This is a genomic window from Dactylosporangium sp. NPDC051087, assembly GCF_055586325.1.
Genome location: NZ_JBVJIJ010000016.1, coordinates 165309 through 185301, shown reverse-complemented (window position 1 = coordinate 185301; position 19993 = coordinate 165309). Strand labels below are relative to the sequence as shown.

The 19993-nt window shown below is 71.6% G+C and carries 21 protein-coding genes; 13 read left to right on the top strand and 8 right to left on the bottom strand.

The window, feature by feature from the left end:
* Window positions 1-181: 181 nt before the first annotated feature.
* The 5 genes from ACZ6TV_RS29650 (at window position 182) to ACZ6TV_RS29630 (ending at window position 6619) form a co-directional block, all read left to right on the top strand.
* Window positions 182-2761 carry a galactose-binding domain-containing protein gene (locus ACZ6TV_RS29650; RefSeq protein WP_465300574.1) on the top strand — a complete coding sequence of 860 codons (2580 nt, stop codon included), beginning with the start codon at window positions 182-184 and terminating at the stop codon, window positions 2759-2761.
* A 190-nt stretch (window positions 2762-2951) separates the two neighbouring features.
* Window positions 2952-3779, top strand: coding sequence for an ABC transporter ATP-binding protein (locus ACZ6TV_RS29645; protein WP_465300573.1), 828 nt, complete (start codon window positions 2952-2954; stop codon window positions 3777-3779).
* The gene (locus ACZ6TV_RS29640) at window positions 3776-4564 is read left to right on the top strand and encodes an ABC transporter permease (protein ID WP_465300572.1); all 789 of its coding nucleotides are present in this window, start codon (window positions 3776-3778) and stop codon (window positions 4562-4564) included. Before ACZ6TV_RS29645 ends, ACZ6TV_RS29640 begins: the two co-directional genes overlap by 4 nt.
* Complete coding sequence (locus ACZ6TV_RS29635; RefSeq protein WP_465300571.1) at window positions 4561-5805, top strand: sensor histidine kinase; 1245 nt, start codon at window positions 4561-4563, stop codon at window positions 5803-5805. The genes ACZ6TV_RS29640 and ACZ6TV_RS29635 overlap by 4 nt, the downstream gene beginning before the upstream one ends.
* Before the next feature lie 169 nt (window positions 5806-5974).
* Complete coding sequence (locus ACZ6TV_RS29630) at window positions 5975-6619, top strand: response regulator (RefSeq protein WP_465300570.1); 645 nt, start codon at window positions 5975-5977, stop codon at window positions 6617-6619.
* 427 nt (window positions 6620-7046) lie between these two features.
* Here ACZ6TV_RS29630 and ACZ6TV_RS29625 read toward each other — a convergent pair whose 3' ends face one another.
* Window positions 7047-8189 carry a low temperature requirement protein A gene (locus ACZ6TV_RS29625; protein WP_465300569.1) on the bottom strand — a complete coding sequence of 381 codons (1143 nt, stop codon included), beginning with the start codon at window positions 8187-8189 and terminating at the stop codon, window positions 7047-7049.
* A gap of 77 nt (window positions 8190-8266) precedes the next feature.
* Between ACZ6TV_RS29625 and ACZ6TV_RS29620 the strand changes: the two genes are divergently transcribed.
* The 4 genes from ACZ6TV_RS29620 (at window position 8267) to ACZ6TV_RS29605 (ending at window position 11011) form a co-directional block, all read left to right on the top strand.
* On the top strand, window positions 8267-8938 hold the full coding sequence (locus ACZ6TV_RS29620; RefSeq protein WP_465300568.1) for an ArsR/SmtB family transcription factor: 672 nt from the start codon (window positions 8267-8269) through the stop codon (window positions 8936-8938).
* A 1-nt stretch (window position 8939) separates the two neighbouring features.
* Complete coding sequence (locus tag ACZ6TV_RS29615) at window positions 8940-9677, top strand: SRPBCC family protein (RefSeq protein ID WP_465300567.1); 738 nt, start codon at window positions 8940-8942, stop codon at window positions 9675-9677.
* Between the two features lie 59 nt (window positions 9678-9736).
* Window positions 9737-10186: an SRPBCC family protein gene (locus ACZ6TV_RS29610; RefSeq protein WP_465300566.1), complete on the top strand. Its 450-nt coding sequence runs from the start codon at window positions 9737-9739 to the stop codon at window positions 10184-10186.
* Window positions 10187-10567: 381 nt separating this feature from the next.
* Complete coding sequence (locus ACZ6TV_RS29605) at window positions 10568-11011, top strand: hypothetical protein (RefSeq protein ID WP_465300565.1); 444 nt, start codon at window positions 10568-10570, stop codon at window positions 11009-11011.
* A 303-nt stretch (window positions 11012-11314) separates the two neighbouring features.
* Here the strand turns inward: ACZ6TV_RS29605 and ACZ6TV_RS29600 are convergent, their stop codons facing one another.
* The 3 genes from ACZ6TV_RS29600 to ACZ6TV_RS29590 form a co-directional block, all read right to left on the bottom strand.
* On the bottom strand, window positions 11315-11914 hold the full coding sequence (locus ACZ6TV_RS29600) for a hypothetical protein (protein WP_465300564.1): 600 nt from the start codon (window positions 11912-11914) through the stop codon (window positions 11315-11317).
* Between the two features lie 68 nt (window positions 11915-11982).
* On the bottom strand, window positions 11983-12744 hold the full coding sequence (locus ACZ6TV_RS29595; protein ID WP_465300563.1) for an SDR family NAD(P)-dependent oxidoreductase: 762 nt from the start codon (window positions 12742-12744) through the stop codon (window positions 11983-11985).
* 5 nt (window positions 12745-12749) lie between these two features.
* The gene (locus tag ACZ6TV_RS29590) at window positions 12750-13238 is read right to left on the bottom strand and encodes a beta-class carbonic anhydrase (protein WP_465300562.1); all 489 of its coding nucleotides are present in this window, start codon (window positions 13236-13238) and stop codon (window positions 12750-12752) included.
* 94 nt (window positions 13239-13332) lie between these two features.
* On the opposite strand from ACZ6TV_RS29590, the gene ACZ6TV_RS29585 reads away from it, so the two are divergent.
* Both ACZ6TV_RS29585 and ACZ6TV_RS29580 read left to right on the top strand, forming a co-directional pair.
* Window positions 13333-14469: a geranylgeranyl reductase family protein gene (locus ACZ6TV_RS29585; RefSeq protein ID WP_465300561.1), complete on the top strand. Its 1137-nt coding sequence runs from the start codon at window positions 13333-13335 to the stop codon at window positions 14467-14469.
* A 4-nt stretch (window positions 14470-14473) separates the two neighbouring features.
* Window positions 14474-14926 carry a DUF1905 domain-containing protein gene (locus ACZ6TV_RS29580; RefSeq protein ID WP_465300560.1) on the top strand — a complete coding sequence of 151 codons (453 nt, stop codon included), beginning with the start codon at window positions 14474-14476 and terminating at the stop codon, window positions 14924-14926.
* Here the strand turns inward: ACZ6TV_RS29580 and ACZ6TV_RS29575 are convergent.
* Complete coding sequence (locus ACZ6TV_RS29575; RefSeq protein ID WP_465300559.1) at window positions 14907-15689, bottom strand: isocitrate lyase/PEP mutase family protein; 783 nt, start codon at window positions 15687-15689, stop codon at window positions 14907-14909. The genes ACZ6TV_RS29580 and ACZ6TV_RS29575 overlap by 20 nt on opposite strands.
* Window positions 15690-15744: 55 nt before the next feature.
* On the opposite strand from ACZ6TV_RS29575, the gene ACZ6TV_RS29570 reads away from it, so the two are divergent.
* The gene (locus tag ACZ6TV_RS29570; protein WP_465300558.1) at window positions 15745-16677 is read left to right on the top strand and encodes an ArsR/SmtB family transcription factor; all 933 of its coding nucleotides are present in this window, start codon (window positions 15745-15747) and stop codon (window positions 16675-16677) included.
* A 51-nt stretch (window positions 16678-16728) separates the two neighbouring features.
* Here ACZ6TV_RS29570 and ACZ6TV_RS29565 read toward each other — a convergent pair whose 3' ends face one another.
* Window positions 16729-17139 carry a hypothetical protein gene (locus tag ACZ6TV_RS29565; RefSeq protein WP_465300557.1) on the bottom strand — a complete coding sequence of 137 codons (411 nt, stop codon included), beginning with the start codon at window positions 17137-17139 and terminating at the stop codon, window positions 16729-16731.
* A gap of 83 nt (window positions 17140-17222) precedes the next feature.
* Here ACZ6TV_RS29565 and ACZ6TV_RS29560 point away from each other — a divergent pair, with 83 nt between their 5' ends.
* Window positions 17223-17708, top strand: a complete 486-nt coding sequence (locus ACZ6TV_RS29560; protein ID WP_465300556.1) for a DUF6980 family protein — start codon at window positions 17223-17225, stop codon at window positions 17706-17708.
* Here the strand turns inward: ACZ6TV_RS29560 and ACZ6TV_RS29555 are convergent.
* Both ACZ6TV_RS29555 and ACZ6TV_RS29550 read right to left on the bottom strand, forming a co-directional pair.
* The gene (locus tag ACZ6TV_RS29555) at window positions 17695-18111 is read right to left on the bottom strand and encodes a nitroreductase/quinone reductase family protein (protein ID WP_465300555.1); all 417 of its coding nucleotides are present in this window, start codon (window positions 18109-18111) and stop codon (window positions 17695-17697) included. The two genes, ACZ6TV_RS29560 and ACZ6TV_RS29555, sit on opposite strands and share 14 nt — an antisense overlap.
* A 39-nt stretch (window positions 18112-18150) precedes the next feature.
* The gene (locus tag ACZ6TV_RS29550; RefSeq protein WP_465300554.1) at window positions 18151-19872 is read right to left on the bottom strand and encodes a RecQ family ATP-dependent DNA helicase; all 1722 of its coding nucleotides are present in this window, start codon (window positions 19870-19872) and stop codon (window positions 18151-18153) included.
* Window positions 19873-19993 lie beyond the last annotated feature (121 nt).

Below are 19993 nucleotides of genomic sequence, written 5' to 3'. Positions count from 1 at the left end.
TCGCACGACCCCTCACGGTTACACCCGCCCAGATCACGGCCGGTTCGCTCCGGTCCGGATCCCCGCCAACGTCCCCCGACTGACAGGCAGGATCATGAAATATCCGACTTTGTCGTCTACCTCCCCTGGTAGACGTCGCGGCGGCCTGCGCCGCTGGCTCCTCGGTGGTGCCGCCACCCTGATGCTCTCCACGGCCGTCGCCGCGATCGCGCTGCCCGACGCCAGCGCCGCGCCGACACTGCTGTCCCAGGGCAAGCCCACCACCGCCTCGTCGAGCGAGAACGGTGGTACACCCGCCACCGCCGCCACCGACGGCAACACCGGGACGCGCTGGGCCAGCACCTTCAGCGACCCGCAGTGGATCCAGGTCGACCTCGGCGCGCCCGCCGCGCTGTCCCAGGTCGTGCTCAACTGGGAGGCCGCCTCCGGCAAGGCGTTCCAGATCCAGATCTCCAACGACGCCGCGACCTGGACGCAGGTCTACAACACCACCACCGGCGCCGGCGGGACCCAGACGATCAACGTGACCGGCACCGGCCGGTACGTGCGGATGTACGGCACCCAGCGCAACACCGCCTACGGCTACTCGCTGTGGGAGTTCCAGGTCTTCGGCGAGCTGTCCCCGACCGGCCAGACCTGCGGACCGACGAACCGCGCCGTCACCCGCCCGACCACCGCGTCCTCGACCGAGAACGCCGGCACCCCCGCCACCGCCGCGACCGACGGCAACACCGGCACCCGCTGGGCCAGCGCCGCCTCCGTCCCGCAGTGGATCACGGTCGACCTCGGCGCTTCGTACCAGCTCTGCCGGGTGGTCCTGCGCTGGGAGGCCGCCTACGCGAACGCCTTCCAGATCCAGGTCTCCAACGACAACGCGGCCTGGACGAACATCTACTCCACGACCACCGGGACCGGCGGCGTGCAGACGATCGACGTGACCGGCACCGGCCGCTACGTCCGGGTCAACGCCACCGCCAAGGCCACCCAGTGGGGTGTGTCGCTGTGGGAGTTCGAGGTGTACGTCCTCGGTGGCGGCCAGCCGTCCAGCAGCCCGCCCACCAGCACCGGCCCGATCGAGACCCCGGACCCGAAGAACCCCAACTTCGGCCCCAACGTCTCCGTCTACGACCCGTCGCAGCAGGCCGCCGCGCAGGCCCGGCTCAACCAGATCTTCGCCGGCCAGGAGACCAACCAGTTCGGCACCGAGCGTTACGCGGTGCTGTTCAAGCCCGGCAACCACACCATCGACGCCAACATCGGCTTCTACACCCAGGTCGCCGGGCTCGGCTTCTCGCCCGACGACGTGAACATCAACGGCCACGTCCGGGCCGAGGCCACCTGGTTCGGCGGCAACGCCACCCAGAACTTCTGGCGCGGCGCGGAGAACCTGTCCGTGACCCTGCCGAACACCGGCAACGGCACGCAGGTCGAGCGCTGGGCCGTCTCGCAGGCCGTGCAGTACCGCCGCATGCACCTGCGCGGCGCCAACAACGAGATCCAGCTGTGGAACGGCGGCGACGGCTGGTCCTCCGGCGGTCTCATGGCCGACACGAAGATCGACGGCCGGGTCGTGTCGGGCTCGCAGCAGCAGTGGTACACCCGCAACAGCACCCTGGGCAGCTGGGCCGGTTCCGTGTGGAACATGGTCTTCCAGGGCGTGCAGGGCGCCCCGCCGCCGAACTTCCCGAACCCCTCGCACACGGTCATCAACACCACGCCGCTGCAGCGGGAGAAGCCGTTCCTGTACATCGACGGCACCGGCACCTACCGGGTGTTCGTCCCGGCGCTGCAGGCCAACACGACCGGCACCAGCTGGTTCGGCAAGACCCCGGCGGGCTCGTCGATCTCCCTCGACCAGTTCTTCATCGTCCGCCCCGGCCACACCGCCGCGCAGATCAACGCGGCCCTGGCCGCCGGCCGGCACCTGCTGGTCACCCCCGGCGTCTACCACCTCAACCAGGCGCTGCAGGTCAACAACCCGAACACGATCATCCTGGGCCTGGGCCTGGCGACGTTCGTGCCGGACGGCGGCGTCTCCGCGATCAAGGTCGCCGACGTCGACGGCGTCAAGCTCGCCGGCATCCTCATCGACGCCGGCACGGTCAACTCGCCGACCCTGGTCGAGCTCGGCCCGGCCGGCTCGTCGGCGAACCACGCCGCCAACCCGACGTCGCTGCACGACGTGTACTTCCGCATCGGCGGCGCGCACGTCGGCAACGCCACGGTCAGCCTGCAGGTCAACAGCAACAACGTGATCGGCGACCACATGTGGATCTGGCGCGCCGACCACGGCAACGCCGGCACCTACGGCTGGACCGTCAGCAAGGGTCAGAACGGCATGGTCGTCAACGGCAACGACGTGACGATGTACGGGCTGTTCGTCGAGCACTACCAGCAGTACCAGACCATCTGGAACGGCAACGGCGGCCGCACGTACTTCTACCAGAACGAGATGCCCTACGACCCGCCGAACCAGGCCGCCTGGATGAACGGCTCCACCCGGGGCTGGGCCGCCTACAAGGTCGCCGACAGCGTGAACACGCACCAGGCGTTCGGGCTGGGCAGCTACTGCTACTTCAACGTCAACCCCGCCGTCGTCGGCGAACGCTCCTTCGAGGTGCCGGTCAAGGCCGGAATCCAGTTCCGGAACATGGTCAGCGTCTCCCTCGGCGGCGTCGGCACGATCAACCACGTCATCAACAACACGGCGGGACCCGCCAACACGGCCAACCAGATCATCTACGTGACGGCCGGCCCGTAACCGCTTGTTCAGGCCTGTAACCGCTCGGTTCAGGTTGGTAATCGCTTTGTTCAGGTAAGTGTCGAGCCGGAAGACCTACCCGCCCGGGTCTTCCGGCTCGGCCCTGTTCCGTGTCGGTCGACCGGTTGACCCCCGGGTGTCCGTCCTCCGGTCGTCCCCCGGCTCCCCGTGTACGCGTTTCGATGTGTCCATGACACCGATCGAAGTGCACGGGCTGCGCAAGTCGTACGGGGGAGTCACCGCCGTCGACGGGATCTCCCTCTCCGTGGGCGCCGGGGAGATCTTCGCCCTGCTCGGTCCCAACGGGGCGGGCAAGAGCACGACCATCGAGATCCTCGAAGGCCACCGCCGCCGGGACTCGGGTGAGGTCCGGGTCCTCGGCGAGGACCCCGCTGCCGCCGGCCGCCGGTGGCGCTCGCGGATCGGGATCGTGCTGCAGACCGCGACCGACGCGGCCGACCTCACGGTGCGCGAGACGGTCCGGCACTTCGCGGGGTACTACCCCGCTCCGCGGGACGTCGCCGACGTCATCTCCCTGGTGGGGCTCTCGGACAAGGCCGGCGCCCGGATCCGGACGCTGTCCGGTGGGCAGCGGCGGCGGGTCGACGTCGCGCTCGGCATCGTCGGCAACCCCTCGCTGGTCTTCCTCGACGAGCCGACGACCGGGTTCGACCCCGAGGCACGGCGGCAGTTCTGGGCGCTGATCCGCTCCCTCGCCGCCGACGGGACCACGATCCTGCTCACCACCCACTACCTCGAAGAGGCCGCGGCCCTCGCCGACCGGCTCGCGATCATCGCCGGGGGACGGGTCGTCGCCGCCGGTACACCGTCCACTGTGGGCGGCCTCGCCGCCGCGCAGGCGACCGTCACCTGGCGCGACGGCACCGGGCTGCACGAGGTGCGCACCGACTCGCCCAGCACCGTGGTGGCGGCGCTGCCGCCGGACGCCGCCGACCTGCAGGTCCGCCGGCCCAGCCTGGAAGACGTCTACCTCGACCTGATCGGAGCCCGGTCATGACCATGCCGTCCACGTTCGCCGTCGGCCGTTCCCGCGGGTTCGTCGAGGTGCTGCAGCTGATCCGGCAGAAGGACGCGGTGATCTTCACGTTCGCGTTCCCGGCGCTGCTGACGGTCCTGCTCGGCCTCATCTTCGACACGCCCGTCATGCCGGGCTCGCCGACCACGCACAGCCAGGTCTTCGCCGCCGGCATGATCGCCTACGGCATCCTGTCGACCGCGTTCATCTCGATGGGCGTCGGCATCGCCGTCGACCGGGAGGACGGGACGCTCAAACGACTGCGGGGCACGCCGATCACCGCCGGGTCCTACTTCATCGGCAAGATCGTGCTCGTCTTCTTCGCGGCGCTGTTCGAGGTGTTCCTGCTGCTGGCGGTCGGGGTGCTGATGTTCGACCTGCCGCTGCCGTCGCACTGGTTCCGTTTCGCCTGGCTGCTGGTGCTGTCGGTCATCGCCTGTACCCTGCTGGGCATCGCCGCGTCGTCGCTGGCCCGCTCGGCCCGCAGCGCCCCGGCGGTGCTCAACCTGCCCGTCCTCGTCCTGCAGTTCACGTCCGGCATCTTCGTCCACATCGCCGCGCTGCCCCAGGCGATGGTCAACGTGTCGGCGCTGTTCCCCGTCAAATGGATGGGGCAGGGATTCCGCTCGGTCTTCCTGCCCGACGCCCTCGCCGCGCAGGAGGTGGCAGGCTCGTGGGAGCCCGGCAGGACCGCCCTGGTGCTGGGCGCGTGGTGCCTGATCGGCCTGGCGTTGAGCCTGCTGACGTTCCGGTGGTCACGCCGGTGACCCTGTCCCTGTGGGACGCGCTCTACGTCGTCGTGGTGGGCTCGGTCGTCGGCTTCATGCTGCTGGACCGGGCCCCCGGGTCCGCGCCCGCCTCGCTGCTCCTCGTGCTGTGCCTCGGCTGGCACTTCCTCTGTTCGAGGTTCCTGCGGCTCACCTGGCTCTTCGTCGCCGTCCTGGCGCTGCTGCACCTCACCGCCGTCTGGCTCGACCACACGGCGTCGTTCGCGCTCTTCGCCTGGGGCTCGATGCTGTTCGCCGCGCTGCCGTTGCGCCCCGCCGTCGCCGCGGTCGCCGCTCTCGACCTGCTCCCGGTGCCGATGGCGCTGGCCCGCGACGGCACCCTCACCAAGGTGCACGGGCTGATCCCGCTCACGGTGCTGGGCCTGGCGTTCGCGGTCGTGGCCGGCACCTACATCGCCCGCCTCTCCGACCAGAACGAGGAACGCGCCGCGATGATCGCCGAGCTGTCCGCCAGCCGCGCCGAGGTCGCCCGCCTCTCCCACGAGGCCGGGGTCCTCACCGAACGGGCCCGCCTCGCCGCCGAGATCCACGACACCCTCGCCCAGGGCTTCACCAGCATCATCACGCTCGCCCAGGCGGCCTCCGGTGACCCGGCGCAGACCGCCCGCCGCCTCGAGCAGGTCACCCGCACCGCCCGGGACAACCTCGCCGAGGCGCGCGCCCTGGTCGCCGCCCTCAGCCCCGCCGACCTGCAGACCTCAGGCCTCGGCGACGCGGTGCGCCGGCAACTGTCCCGGCTCGCCTCCGAGACGGGCATCCACACCGCCTGCCACTTCGAGCACCACACCGACGACGCCCTTGCCGCCCTGCCGACCGCGGCGCAGGTGGTGCTGCTGCGGTCGTTGCAGGAGGCCCTGACCAACGTCCGCAAACACGCCCACGCCACGGCTGTCGAGGTCCGGCTCTCGACCACCGGCGGCTCGGTCGTCCTGGCGGTGACGGACAACGGCCTCGGCTTCACCCCACCACCGCCTGGCCCGTTGTCCGAGTCCGGCTCTGTCTCCGGCTCTGTCTCCGGCTCTGGCGCTGGTTCTGGCGCTGGTTCTGGCGCTGGTTCTGGCGCTGGTTCTGGCGCTGGTTCTGGTTCTGGCTTTGCGCCCAGCGTCAGCTCGGGTTTCGGTCTTTCGGGCATGCGAGCGCGGGTGGAGCAGGCCGGCGGCGTGTGCACCGTCTCGAGCCGCCCCGGCACCGGCACCACTGTCACGGTCCAGCTCGCATGACCCGCACTGTGCCACCCCGCCCACCGTTTCCCACCGGTCTGCGCAGGCCCGGCCCGACTCGTACGATCCCCGGCATGCCGCGTGCCACTCCTTCCTTGCCGGTCCGATCCCCGTCCTGGCCGGCCGGATGCCTGCCCTGCGCCGATGCCGCCGTCATGAACCGGCTCGCATGATCCGCATCCTGCTGGTCGACGACCACCCCGTGGTCCGCGACGGCCTGCGCGGCATGCTGGAGGCCGAACCAGACCTGACCGTCGTCGGCGAGGCAGGCTCCGGCGACGAGGCCGTCACCGCCGCGCACACCCACCACCCCGACGTCATCCTCATGGACCTGCGGATGCCCGGCCTCGACGGCGCCGGCGCGACCGGCCGCATCCTCGCCACGCTCCCGCGGACCAGGGTCGTCGTCCTCACCACGTACGACACCGACGCCGACATCCTCCGAGCCGTCGAGGCCGGCGCCAGCGGCTATCTCCTCAAGGACGCCTCCCGGTCCGACCTCACCACCGCCGTCCGCGCCGCCGCCCGCGGCGAGACGGTCCTGGCCCCTTCGGTCGCCGGCCGCCTCGTCCAGCAGGTCCGCAACCCACCCCGCCCTGCCACCACCCCGATCCTCTCGGCCCGCGAGCTCGAGGTCCTGTCCCTCGTCGCCACCGGCCACACCAACGCCGACATCGGCCGTGCCCTCCACATCACCGAAGCGACCGTCAAGACCCACCTGCTGCGCGCCTTCAACAAACTCGACGTCAGCGACCGCACCGCCGCCGTCACCACCGCCATGTCCCTCGGCCTCCTCCCACCGGCCCGCCCCTGACCCGCCCTTGACCCGCCCTTGACCCGCCCTTGACCCTTGACCCGCCCTTGACCCGTGACCCGCCCCTGACCCGCCCTTGACCCGCCCGGCCGACCTCATCGGAGCCGTTCCTCTGACCCGATGCTGACCCGGCCGATCTGGCCTGTTCCACCAGCGATGGTTCTCAGCGCGCAGCCTGCCCGCAGGCCGACCCGCCGCGCACCGCTGCTCCATGGGCAGGTTCTCCACAGGCGAGCCTGTCCGCTGGGGCACGCTTGCAACGCACCACCGATCGCGGCCGGCCTGTCGTCGAAGTCCGGTTGGTCAGCGCGCCGGCAGAAACTCCTCTCTGGTCCGCACTCCTTCGCTGTCCTCACAGTTCCGTCCCGAGGCGGGCGCTCCCCGGGCGGGCGCTCCCCGGGCGGGCCCTCCCCGGGGCGGCCGGCGGTCAGCGTCCGAAGTCGTGGATGACGGTGGTGTGCTCGGTCCGGATGGTCTTCAGGTCCTTGGCGATGACCGCCGCGGCCATCACGAGCAGGACCGCGGCGAGTTGCGCGACGGCCAGCCAGTGCCCCAGCGGGATCACCGCCAGGACGCCGGCCGCTGCCGCCACCCGATACCAGGCGCCGGGCAGCTTCAGGATGGACAGGAACCATGCGTGGGCGAGCAGGAACATGGCCGCGCCCGTGCTCAGGACGATGGCGCTCGGCCAGTGCAGCGCCTCGAATCCGTGCCCGACCGACAGCTTCACCCCGACCGCCGTGAACACGATGCCGGCGATCAGGAAGTAGTGCGCGTAGCCCCAGGCCTGCACCGCGACGCGCGCCTTGCGGGCCGGGTCGGTGATGGCGCCCAGCGCGTGCTCGGCGCGGACCTCGTCCCCGGAGAAGTAGTTCCAGTACAGGTAATACGCGATGCACAGGCCGAGCAGCGCCACGAGCAGGGCCGACGGGTCGAGGTGCAGGCCGGCGAACGCGAGGCCGACGGCGATCACGGACTCGCCGATGGCGACGATGACGACCAGGCCGTGCCGTTCCGCGAAGTGGCCCGCGTCGATCGTCCAAGCTCCCATGCGATGCAGGTGCGGTGCCACGATGACCAGTGCGAGCGCCGTCGTCCACAACCCGTATTGCCAGAGGCCGTCGAGGAAACCGCCGGCCAGCACCATCAGTGCGGCGGTGCCGTTGATCGGGGCCAGGCCGGCGATCGCCGCGCCGATCGAGGCGTTGTCGTCCGCCTGCAGGAACAGTGCGGAGTGCACGACGGTGACGACGAGATACCCCACGCCGAACGCCCATCCGTCGCCGTCGAACGCGTATGGGATGGACAGGGCGATGACCAGGAAGCCGGCCATGCCGGTGAGCAGGAGTGTGCGGCGCAGCGCGCTGCTCGGTGCCACCGCGTTGGTCAGCCACGCATAGCCGCCGTACATCCACCAGATGATGCCGAGCATCAGCAGCACTCGATACGCATAGGTCAGGTCGACGTGCTTGACGAGCACGTTGGCGAACTGCATCACGGTGAAGACGAAGACGAGGTCGAAGAACAACTCGATGGTGGAGACCCGGGGCCCCCGCACCTGCGATGTCACAGCGGTCACTGTAGCGACGGGCACCGACAATTTTTCCTGTCTTGACAGCCCAAGTTGTCGGCGACTACATTTCTCGCATGTTCGAAGTGGAAGTCATCGAGGAGCCGAGTGCCGCTGAGGTGGCGCTGGACCCGATCCGGGCACGACTGCTGGCGTTGCTCGTGGAGCCGAACTCGGCGGCCGGCCTCGCCGCAATCGTCGGCCTGCCCCGGCAGAAGGTGAATTACCACCTCAAGACGCTCGAGGCGCACGGCCTCGTCGAGCTCGTGGAGGAGCGGCGCAAGGGCAATGTCACGGAGCGGGTGTTGCGGTCCGCCGCGGCCTCGTTCGTGATCTCGCCGACGGCCCTCGCCGACGTGGAGCCCGACCCGGCGAGGTCGCCCGACAAGCTGTCCGCGCGTTGGCTGCTCGCCGTCGCGGCCCGGCTCGTCAAAGAGGTCGGCGCACTCATCACCGGGGCCGCCCGGGCGGGCAAGCCGGTCGCCACCTTCGCGCTGGACGGCACCGTGCGGTTCGCCTCCGCGGCCGACCGGGCAGCGTTCGCCCAGGAGCTGGCCACGGCGGTCGCCGGGCTGGTCAGCCGCTATCACGACGAGAGCGCCGAGGACGGCCGGGAGCACAGGGTCATCGTCGCGATCCATCCGAGCCTGCGTCCGGAGGCCGCCCGCCGGATGGACACGGCCGTCGTCGACGCCGACACCGACGTTCAGATCGAAAGCCAGCACCGTCCACAGACCAAGGAGTCCTGACATGTCGCACGAGTTCGAGCTCATCCACGACATCGACATCGCAGCCACGCCCGAGCAGGTCTGGGACGCGATCGCCACCGGCCCCGGCGTCGACTCGTGGTTCATGGGCAGGACCGAGATCGAGCCCCGTGTCGGCGGGCGGGGCTCCCTCACGATGCCCGGCTTCACCGCCGAGTCGACGATCACCGCCTGGGAGCCGCCGCACCGCTTCGCCTACCGTGCGACGCCCGGCGAGGACGGCGCGTTCATGGCGTTCGAGTATCTCGTCGAGGGCCGCGACGGCGGGAGCACCACGCTGCGGTTCGTGCACAGCGGCATCATGACCGGCGACTGGGAGGAGCAGTATGACGCGCTGCGCAAGGGCAACCCGCTCTACCTGCGCACGCTCGAGCAGTATCTGGTGCATTTCCCGGGCCGCACCGCCGTGCCGGTGACCGCTTTCGGGCCGCCGCAGGCCGACCAGGAGGGCGCCTGGGACGCCGTCATCGGCGCGGTCGGCCTGACCGGCCGGGTCAATGAGGGCGAGAAGGTGGAGTTCACCGTCGACGGTCAGAACGTTGCCGGTGTCGTCGACGTCGTCCGGGAGCCCGGCTTCCTGGGGGTGCGCACCGACGACGCGCTGCTGCGGTTCGTGGGTGGCGGCGGCATGATCCTCACCGGTCACCACGTGTTCGCCGACATCGACCGGGAGGCCGCGGAGCGGACCTGGTCCGAGTGGCTCGCCGCCGTCTACGCCTGACCACACCGGGAGGGGCCGGCATCGGCGCCGGTCCCTCCCACACCTGCAAGGAGCGCACGGTGCGGACCGCCGAATACTCGATCACCCGCAGACTGGCCGCCGACCCGAAGAAGGTCTACCGGGCATGGACGACGCCTGCGGGCTTCAGCCGGTGGTTCGGGCCGAGGGGGTTCAGCACGCCGGAGGACCGCATCGTCATGCAGACCCGGCCCGGCGGTGCCTGGCACGTCGTCATGCTCGACAGCGTCGGCAACGAGCACCCGTTCGGCGGTGTCTACCGCGAGCTCGAAGCGCCCGCGCGGCTCGTCATGACGACCGGCGACCCCGACAACACCACCGGCGCCGTCGCCTCGACCGTCAGCGTGATGTTCAAGCCGACCGGTGACGGCGGCACCGAGATGACCATGCGGGAGCAGGGCGTCAACACCGACGATGCGCAGGCCGAGGGTGCCGTGGCGGGCTGGCGCCAGTGCTTCGACCGGCTCGCGGAGCACCTGGACGAGCGATGACCCGCACCCACCCCCGCATCCGATCCCTCCGCCCCGATGCCTTGGGCGCCGAGTTGTGGCGCGGCCCGCGTGGTGGCGTGGCCCGAGTGGTGGCGTGGCCCGAGTGATGGCGCGGCCGGGCGGTGTCCCGCCTGGGACGTATGGGGGCTGGGGGCGTGGGCTTGGGCTTGGGCGGCGGCGGCCTGGGTGGTGTCCCGCCTGGAGCGGTGGGAGGGCCTGGGGACGGTGGCGGGGCCTGGGTAGTTGCGGGTCAACGCCGCCGGTGGCGGCGCCGGGTGGGAGAGAGCGTGGTGGCTCGTTGGGGGCGCTGGCTGTTCAGGTGGTGCGCTGGGGGCCGCGGAGAGGGTCCCTCGTGGGGGTGGGAGGCGGCACAATGCTCACGTGACGTTGCCCATCCCATACAGCGGCGGTGGCGGTGAGCTGCCTGCGTACACCGGGCCTGACGTGCAGATCGGTGACGTGCGGGTCGACGGGCGGGCCATCTACACGCCCATGGGGGTGTGGCCGATCCGGGGTAGCCGGTGGATGGTGATCTCGCAGCCGGTGCCGGTCACCACAACTGCGGGGTGGGGGATCGGGCTCGGTGTGACCTGCGCGATTCTGGCCGTGGTGCTGGCGCCGTTCACGTGTGGGCTGAGTCTGTTCCTGATGTTCGGTCTGTTCTTCCTGACGGCGAAGACCAACACCATGTCGGGGCCGCTGATCGTGTCGGTGCAGGCGGGGCAGTTCCACTACATGGCGCGGGAGATCGTGTACTCGCCGTTGCACGCGGCCGAGGCGCTGCAGCGGGTCAACTTCGCGCAGGCGCTGGCGTCGCGCTACTGAACGCCCGGCGCCGGAAGCGCTGCGGCGCCGGAAGCGCTGGACGCTGCGGCCTGGAACGCTGAGCGACCCCGCACCGGAACGGCCGAGCGACCCGGCACTGGAACGCCGAGCAACCCCGCACCGCAACGCTGAGCAACCCCGCACCGCAACGCTGAGCAACCCCGCACTGAAACGTCGAGCAACCCCGCACGCAACGTCGAGGAACCCGGCATTGGAACGCTGAGCGACGCCGCTTTGGAACGCTGAGCGACGCCGCATTGGAACGCTGACCGTTGTGGGGCTGACGCCGGGCGGCGCGGGGGGTTACAGCAGGCGGTCCTCGGTGTGGTTGTCGTAGCCGGCGAGGAGCTGGGTCCGGGTGCCCGTCAGGTGGGGTTCCAGGTCGCCGACCCGGGCGAGCCTGATCTCCGCCGGGGCGATGTTGGACACGCGCAGCAGCAGGCCCGGGACCTCGTCGAGGACGGCCAGCCAGCCCTTCTGGGAGGGGAGCACCTGCTGGTCGGGCCAGCGCTGGAAGGGCTTCGGCACGCCGTCGACGGTGATGCCGACGCGGTGGGGGGCCGGGGTGGAGGCGGCGCGGAGGTTGCGTTCGTAGGTCTTGCGGTCCTCGGGGGGCTGGGGCATGACGGCGGCGACGCGCATGTCGATGAGCAGGGGCAGGGGCGGGCCGGCGGTGGTGACGACCTCGACCCAGCCGCCGCTGCCCGTCGCCGGGTCGCCGAAGGTCAGGCCGGCGTGCACGAGCCGGTCGTCGTCCCAGGACCACGCGCCGATCCGGCACGGGCCGGTCCAGCCGGCCATCCCGTACAGGGGCAGCGCGGCGGCGCTCGCGCGGATCCGGTTCGCCTGCTGGTCGATCAGCGCTGTGAACTCGATGCGGTTCAGCCGCCCCCCGTATCGCATGGGATCGATCGTGCAGCATTGTCCGCCTTTTTTTGCATCCCATTACCCCTCGCGCGGACCCCCGCTGTTTATGACGGGGAGCGGGACTCGGGGTCGGCGCCCCTGGCGGCGCGGCCGCCGTCGACGGGGACGACGGCGCCGGAGATGAACGACGCCGCGGGGGAGAGGAGGAACGCGACCGCGTCGGCGACCTCGGACGCGTCGCCCGGGCGGCCGAGGGGGTGCAGCTGCGCGAGCTGGTCCACGATGTGGGCGGCGTCCGGTGGCGTACGGGCGGAGAGGAGCGCCTCCGAGCGGGCCGTCACGATCGAGCCGAGCGCGACGGCGTTGACGCGGATGCCGTGCGGGCCGTGGTCGACGGCGAGGGCGCGGGTGAGGCCCTCGACGGCGGCCTTGGCGGTCGAGTAGGGCAGCGCGCCCCGCACCGGGCGCAGCGCCTGGTGGGAGGAGACGTTGACGATGGCGCCGCCGGTGCCCGCCGCGCGGAAGCGCCGCACGGCCGTGGCGCTGCCCGCCACGGCGGGGGCCAGGTTGGCCATGATGAGGGCGAGGACGTCGCCGGCCGGGGCGTCGTCGACGAAGGCGTCGCGGAAGACCGCGGCGTTGTTGACCCAGCCTGCCAGGGGTCCCGAGGACTCGGCGAGGTCGGCGGCGCGCTCGGTGACCGCTTCGTCACCGGCGTCCCCGGTGACGGCGAACAGCCGGTCGGCGGTCCAGTCCAGCGGCTCGCGCTCCACGACGACCACGGCGGTGGACGGGTCGCGGAGCAGGCGCGCGGCGATGGCGCGGCCGACGCCGCGTCCACCGCCGGTCACCACGAACGACCGCACCGCGGTCAGTGCACCTCTTCGATCTTGGCGGTGCCGACGTCGAAGATGAAGCCGCGCACGTCCTCGCGGTGCGGCAGCCACTCGCACTGCCGGACGGTCTCGATCGAGGAGCGCATCGTGTCGTGCAGGTCGCTGAAGCCGGGCACGTCCCACGTCGGGGCGCGGCCGGTCTCGGCGGTGAGCGTCGCGCGGAACTCGTCGTCGTCGAAGCCCTGCATGCCGCACTCGGTGTGGTGGATCAGGACGACCTCGCGGGTGCCGAGGCGGCGCTGGCTGATCGCGAGGGACCGCAGCACCTCCTCGGTCGGCAGGCCGCCGGCGTTGCGGATGAGGTGCGCGTCGCCGATCTCCAGGCCGAGCGCCCCGAAGAGGTCCAGGCGCGAGTCCATGCAGGTGATGACGGTCAGGCGCAGACGGGGACGCAGCGGGCGCGGGCCGGGGAACGTGCTCGCGTACTGCTCATTGGCGTGGATGAGGTGGTCGATCGCCGACATCCCGCCAGTGAAACAGATCGGTCACTCATTCGGATGACGTCCGCGTCACACGAGGCCAATCTCACCTGTGAAAGCAGACCTCTACGCTGCTCGGGTGAGTGAACCCAACACAGTGGACCGGCAGGACTGGGACGTGGTCGTCGTCGGTGGCGGGCCCGCCGGCCTGTCCGCGGCGCACGCGGCGGCCACCGGCGGCGCGCGGACCCTCGTCCTGGAGAAGGCCGTGCACCCGCGGTACAAGACCTGCGGCGGAGGACTGATCGGCTTCACCGTCCAGGCGGTCGGCGACCTGATCGACATCCCCGCCGACGACCACATCACGCGGGTCGGGTTCACCCACGACGGCCGGAAGGCGTTCAGCCGCGGGAACAGCAGGCGGCTGCTGCAGATGGTGCGCCGGCCGCGGTTCGACGACGCGCTGCGGATCGCCGCGGAGAAGGCCGGCGCCGTCGTACGGCAGTCGGTGACGGCCCGGTCCCTGGAGCAGACCGGCGACGCGGTCACCGTCCGGCTCGCCGGCGGCGGCACCGTCACCGGGCGCACCGTCATCGGCGCCGACGGGTCGTCGGGGATCACGGCACGGCACGCGGGCGTCGAGTACGGCCAGGTCGACCTCGGCCTGGAGGTCGAGCTCCCGGTCGGCGCCGAGGAGGCCGCCAGGTGGAAGGGGCGGCTGCTGATCGACTGGGGCCCGCTGCCCGGCTCCTACGCGTGGGTGTTCCCGAAGGACGACCTGCTCACCGTCGGGGTCATCGCGTCGCGTGGCCAGGGCGAGCGGACCAAGCAGTACCTGCGCGACTTCGTGACCAGGCTCGGCCTCGACGGCATCGAGCCCGTCCACGACTCCGGCCACCTGACCCGGTGCCGCACCGCCACGTCCCCGCTGCGGACCGGCCGGGTCCTGGTCGCCGGTGACGCGGCGGGCCTGCTCGAGCCGTGGACCCGGGAGGGGATCAGCTTCGCCGTGCGGTCCGGGGCCCTCGCCGGCGCGGCCGCCGCGTCCGGTGACCTCGACGGCTACGTGACCGCCGTGCAGCGGCGCCTCGCCCCGGCGATGACCGCGGGCCGGCGCCTCCTCGACACGTTCAGCCGCAGGCCGGGGCTCTTCCACGCGATGCTGCGGACCCCGCCGGGATGGCGCATGTTCGAGCGCTTCTGCCTCGGCGAGACCTCGTTCGAACGCACCGTCGAACGCCTGCCGGTCAGGACGGCGCTGAAGATGCTCCAATGAGGGCATGAGGTTTCGCGCGACGCTGCTGCTCGCCGGGAAGACCGCCACGGGCGTGCAGGTCCCCGCCGAGGTCGTCGAGGCGTTCGGGAAGGGCAGGAAGCCGCAGGTCCTGGTCACGATCAACGGCTACACGTATCGCAGTACCGTCGCCGTGTACGGCGGGGAGTTCATGCTGCCCGTCTCGGCCGAGGTCCGGGCCGGGGCGGGGGTCGCCGCGGGCGACGAGATCGACGTCGACCTGGAGCTCGACACCGCGCCCCGAGTCGTCGAGGTCCCCGCCGATCTCGCCGCCGCCCTCGCCGCGGACCCGGCGGCGAAGGCCCGCTTCGACGCGCTGTCCTACAGCAACCAGCGGCTGCACGTGCTGTCCCTGGAGGGCGCGAAGACCGAGGCCACCCGCCTGCGCCGGCTGGAGAAGACCCTCGCCGCGCTGGGCGTCAGCCCATCAGACGGTTGAGCTCCGAGTAGTCGAAGGCGTTCTCGAGGCTGGTGTACGTCCCGGTGCTGAAGGCCTCCACGGCGGCCCGCCTGGCCACCGCGTACGCCGCCTCCGCCACCCACGAGCCGAGGCTGACCCGTGCCACGCCCAGCTTCCCGAGCTCGCCCACGCTCGGCGTGTCCGGCCCGACGAGGATGTTCAGCGGCGCGGGGATCGCCTCGGCGAGCGCCCGGATGGTGTCCGCGTCGGCGACCCCCGGCACGAAGACGCCGCTCGCGCCCGCGTCCAGGTAGGCGGCCGCCCGCGCCGCGGTGCCGGCCAGGTCGCCGGCGCCGCGCAGGTACGTGTCGACGCGGGCGTTGATGTAGACGTCCGGCGCGGCGGCCCGGGCGGCACGGATCCGCGCGACCTGCTCCGGCACCGGCCGGAGGGCGGCGACGTCACCGCGAATGGTGTCCTCCAGGTTGATCCCGGCGGCGCCGGCGGCGACGACCCCGCGCAGCGTCTCCGCGACGTCGTCGGGGGTCGCGCCGAAGCCCGACTCGATGTCCGCGGTCACCGGTACGTCGACGGCCGCGACGACCCGGGCCAGGTGCGCGAGCATCGCGTCGCGGGTCAGTGCGTCACCGTCGGGCATGCCGAGCGACCAGGCCACCCCCGCGGACGTGGTGGCGACCGCGCGGGCCCCGGCGGCCGCGACGACCCTCGCGGAGGCGGCGTCCCACGCGTTGACGAGGACGAGCGGGTCGGCGGGGTTGTGCAGGGAGTGGAAGTTGGTCATGCCGGTCATCCTCGCGTGGCCGCGGGCGGCGCTCCAACGTTTTAGCCTGGGCTACATGGTCGCCATCGGACTGTCCGCGGATGCCGTCGCGCGGGTGCGCTTCGCGATCTCGCCCCTGTGGGAGACGATCGCCAGCATCCGTGTCCTGCGTGACCCCGGTGCGCATGCGGTGCACCTGCCGTGGGTCGCCCGGACGCGGCGCACGAGGATCGGCGGTGAGCTGTGGCGGCTGGTGCCGGCGGGACCGGCGTACGTGCCGGACTTCCTCACCCCGGCGCCCGCGGGGCTGTTCGCGGACCTGCCCGCGGAGCTCGACGCGATGCTGGCGACCCCGGCGGAGGAGGTCGGGCGGCAGCTCGGCGCGCCCCCGCCCGACGGGCTGCTGGAGCGCCTGGCGGAGCAGATCGCCGACTACTTCGACGCCGCGCTCGCCCCCGACTGGCCGCGCATCCGGCGGCTGCTGGAGGCGGAGGTGTTCACCCGCGCCCGGGCGCTGGCCGCCGGCGGGGTCGGCGGCCTGCTCAACGACCTGCACACCCAGGTGCGGTGGGCCGACGACACGCTGTCGGTGGCGCAGCGGTGGTGCACGGCGGACGACGTACCCGACGGCGGCGGCCTGGTCCTGATCCCGTCGGTGTTCGTGTGGCCGTCGATCCTGACCGTTTCGACGGGCCGGTCCGCCCAGTTGGCGTACCCGCCGCGGGGGACGGGCGCGCTGTGGGAGCGGCCGGCGCCGGCCCCCGACGGGCTCGCCGCGGTCCTCGGCCGGACCCGCGCCCGGCTCCTCGTCGAGCTGTCCGCGCCGGCGTCGACGACGGCCCTGGCCGCCCGCACCGGGCTGACCGCCGGCGGCATCTCCCAGCACCTGGCGGCGCTGCGCGCGGCCGGCCTGGTCACGGCGCACCGCGACGGGCGCACCGTGCTCAACATCCGCACCGGCGTCGCCGACGCGCTGCTGCAAACAGCCGGGCGCCGACCTGCGCAATGAGGTCGACGCCCGGAGTGCAACGGCAGCGCGGTGCAGCGGAACAGCGGTGGATCAGCCGGCGGAGATCGACGGCGGGGTGTCGGTGTCGATGACCGTGGCCTCCGAGAAGGCGGATTCCAGACGCGCCTGCAGGGCGTCGAGCTGCGAGAACTCGGCCTGGTGCGACGACTCGGATCCCTCGGCGGCGAAGACGTGGTCGGTCTCGGCGGCCGAGTGGTCGTAGGAGGTGAAGCTCGACTCGGCGTAGTGCGCGCCGTCCGGGTTGGTGTACTCGACGCTGTGGCCCTGGTCGAAGGAGGTCGACTCGGCGGACGCGTGGTCCTGCTCGTAGACGTTGAACTGGTTGTTGTAGTCGGCCTCGCTGGCGTTGACCTGGTGCAGCTGGTCCAGGGACTCGCTCTCCTGGCCGGTCTCGACGTGGCCGTAGTCCACGCCGCCGTCGCCGCCGTCGTACTCGCTCATGGTGAGGTCCTCTCGGTATTGCAGGGGTGTTCGGGGATTTGCGATTCAGGTGTTGGTGATGACACTAGGGCGCTCGCCGTGGCGTGGAATCCCGGAAATGTGCCAGTGGCGGCGAGCGTATACCGTGGTCAGCGGCCTGGACTATCCCCGAAACGACAGTTGTGGGCCTGCCGGACACCCGACAGTGTGCGCCCGCCATACTGCCTGCCGTGCGGAAACACTGCTGCGACGGTATGCGCGATCAGCTGGCCCGGTCCGAGTCGGACGCGGGGGAGGACGACCCGGACGTGGTCGTCGTGTATGACGCGAAGTTCGACGAGTACGGATTGCCCGTCAGGGACGGCGGCGCGTCGATGGTCGTGATCGGCTACTGCCCCTGGTGCGGCGGCCGGCTGCCGGCGTCGCGGCGGGACGCGTGGTTCGACGCGGTCGAGGGGCTCGGCCTGGACGCGTGGGAGGACGAGCTGCCCGCGGAGTTCCGCGGCGACGGCTGGTGGGCCCGGGACCTGGTCGAGGAGAGCACGTCCCGGGACTACGTCGAGCCGGAGAAGGTGATCAGCCCCGCCTGAGCAGCTCGACCACCGGGATCTTGCGCTCGACGCCGCTCTGGTGGTCGATGAAGAACGGGTAGCGCTCGACGATCCTGGTCCACAGCACGGGCCGGTCCTCATCGGCGACGGGACGGGCGACGGCGGCGTACTCCTCGCCCTCCGCCTCGACGGTGACGACCGGCTCCGCCACCAGGTTGCGATACCAGTCCGGGTCGAACACGGCGCCCGCGTTGGAGGCGATGACGTACATGCCGTCGTCGACCCGGATGTACATCATCGGGGTCGTGTGCGGGGTGCCGCTCTTGCGGCCCTTCGTGGTGAGCAGCAGCAGCGGCCGGTCCTCGATCCGCCGCCCGGCGGCGCGGAACTCCTCGATCAGCTTGCGGTTGTAGGCACGCTGGTCGACGGGAAGCTCAGTCATGGGCCAAGCCTAAGCGCCGGCCCACGACCGCGCCCGTCGTCAGACGGGTTCGAGGAGCTTCGACTTCCGCACGATCGGCACGGACAGCGTCTTGTAGCCGACCTCCTCGAACAGCACGACGACCCGGTCCTGCTCGTAGGCCATGACGGTGCCCGTGCCCCAGGCGGTGTGCCGCACCTCGCTGGACACCGGGAAGGGCCGGTCGTGCTCGACGGGCACCGGCACGTCCGCCGCGTCGATCACCGCGGCCGGCCGGCGGAACAGCTTGCGGTACCAGGGGACGTGCGGCACCACGGGGTCGACGACGACGGTGCCGTTGGCGCAGTTGTCGCAGTGCTCGCAGGCCCGCTCCGCCTGCTCGCCGAAGTACGCCAGGAGCGCCTTGCCGCGGCAGCCGGCGCTTTCGGCGTACCCACGCATCATGTCGATCCGGGAGCGCCGCAGCGTCTGGTGCCGCTCGAACTGGGCGAGCGCGAGCCGGGACGCCTCCGCCGGGGTGGGCGCGTAGCGGGGCGTGCCGATCTTGTTGCCGGGGAGGACCTCGACGGCGCCGACCTGCTCCAGGAGGCTCAGCAGCGACGTCACCTTCCGGGCGGGCAGGCCGCTGCGGGTCGCGAGGGCGGTCCTGCTCACCGGCCCCTCCCGCAGCGCGGCGGCGAGCTGGGTGAGCTCGTGGCCGTCGGGCGCGCCGGAGGCGAAGAACCGTTGCAGCGACACGTCCTCGGGCCGGAAGAACAGCACGGTGCGCGACGGGTTGCCGTCCCGGCCGGCGCGGCCGATCTCCTGCAGGTAGCTGTCGGGGGAGTCGGGCAGCGCCACGTGATGCACCCAGCGGATGTTGGGCTTGTCCACGCCCATGCCGAAGGCGCTGGTCGCGACCATGACGGGGATCTTGTCGGCCATGAAGTCGGTGTACCGGCGGGTGCGCTCGCCGGCCGCCAGCCCGGCGTGGAACGCGACGGCCTCGACGCCGTTCTCGGTGAGCCGGGTCGCGTACTGCTCGGCGATCGCCCTGGTCGGCGCGTACACGATCCCGGGCTGCGGCTCCTGCCTGACCTGGGCGAGGAGGCGCTGCCAGCGCTGCTCGTCGCTGGTGCAGTGCACCGCGGCCAGCTCCAGGTTGGCCCGGTCCAGGCCGGCGACGTGCGTGAACGGGTCCCGCAGCCCGAGCGTCTCGGTGATGTCCGCGCGTACCGGCGGCGACGCCGTCGCGGTCAGGGCCACGATCACGGGCCGCCGGGTGCCGTCGCCCAGCTCCCGGATGAGGTGCCCGAGCTGCAGGTAGTCGGGGCGGAAGTCGTAGCCCCACGCGGACACGCAGTGTGCCTCGTCGACGGCGACCATGGCGGGCCGCAACGCGCGGACGTCGGCGAGCCGGTCGGGGTTGCCGAGCTGCTCGGGCGTGATGAACAGGAACCTCGCGGTGCCGGCCCGCAGCGCCTCCAGGGCGGCGTTGCGCTGATTGGGCGTCTCGGCCGAGCTGATCCTGACCGCCTGACCGGCCTGGCGGCGGTTCAGTCCGGCGATCTGGTCCTGCTGCAGGGCCAGGAGTGGTGAGATGACGACAGTGGGCCCGTTGATCAGCATCGCCGGGACCTGGTAGATGGCGGATTTTCCCCCGCCGGTGGGTAACACCACGAGGGCGTCACGTCGCTTCAGCAGGGCGCGCATCGGCGGAAGCTGTCCTGCGCGCAACTGTTCCCAGCCGAAGTGCTGGCGGGCGGCGCGGCGGAGGCGGGGTGCGAGCGGTACAAGATTCATCGCGGGCGACTGTACCGGTGTTCGAATGACTCGGCGCGCTGAGCGAGTTTCCGCGACACGCCGAATCTGAGCACTCTCACCGTCTCGCAACCAAAAGGCACCCGAAAGTGACGGTGCCAGC

What these genes read in the sequence shown, in the direction of transcription:
- ACZ6TV_RS29650 (WP_465300574.1), top strand. Translation starts at nt 182, where the DNA reads ATGCTCTCCACGGCCGTCGCCGCGATCGCGCTGCCCGACGCCAGCGCC.
- ACZ6TV_RS29645 (WP_465300573.1), top strand. Translation starts at nt 2,952, where the DNA reads ATGACACCGATCGAAGTGCACGGGCTGCGCAAGTCGTACGGGGGAGTC.
- ACZ6TV_RS29640 (WP_465300572.1), top strand. Translation starts at nt 3,776, where the DNA reads ATGACCATGCCGTCCACGTTCGCCGTCGGCCGTTCCCGCGGGTTCGTC.
- ACZ6TV_RS29630 (WP_465300570.1), top strand. Translation starts at nt 5,975, where the DNA reads ATGATCCGCATCCTGCTGGTCGACGACCACCCCGTGGTCCGCGACGGC.
- ACZ6TV_RS29620 (WP_465300568.1), top strand. Translation starts at nt 8,267, where the DNA reads ATGTTCGAAGTGGAAGTCATCGAGGAGCCGAGTGCCGCTGAGGTGGCG.
- ACZ6TV_RS29615 (WP_465300567.1), top strand. Translation starts at nt 8,940, where the DNA reads ATGTCGCACGAGTTCGAGCTCATCCACGACATCGACATCGCAGCCACG.
- ACZ6TV_RS29600 (WP_465300564.1), bottom strand. Translation starts at nt 11,914, where the DNA reads ATGCGATACGGGGGGCGGCTGAACCGCATCGAGTTCACAGCGCTGATC.
- ACZ6TV_RS29590 (WP_465300562.1), bottom strand. Translation starts at nt 13,238, where the DNA reads ATGTCGGCGATCGACCACCTCATCCACGCCAATGAGCAGTACGCGAGC.
- ACZ6TV_RS29580 (WP_465300560.1), top strand. Translation starts at nt 14,474, where the DNA reads ATGAGGTTTCGCGCGACGCTGCTGCTCGCCGGGAAGACCGCCACGGGC.
- ACZ6TV_RS29575 (WP_465300559.1), bottom strand. Translation starts at nt 15,689, where the DNA reads ATGACCAACTTCCACTCCCTGCACAACCCCGCCGACCCGCTCGTCCTC.
- ACZ6TV_RS29570 (WP_465300558.1), top strand. Translation starts at nt 15,745, where the DNA reads ATGGTCGCCATCGGACTGTCCGCGGATGCCGTCGCGCGGGTGCGCTTC.
- ACZ6TV_RS29565 (WP_465300557.1), bottom strand. Translation starts at nt 17,139, where the DNA reads ATGAGCGAGTACGACGGCGGCGACGGCGGCGTGGACTACGGCCACGTC.
- ACZ6TV_RS29555 (WP_465300555.1), bottom strand. Translation starts at nt 18,111, where the DNA reads ATGACTGAGCTTCCCGTCGACCAGCGTGCCTACAACCGCAAGCTGATC.
- ACZ6TV_RS29550 (WP_465300554.1), bottom strand. Translation starts at nt 19,872, where the DNA reads ATGAATCTTGTACCGCTCGCACCCCGCCTCCGCCGCGCCGCCCGCCAG.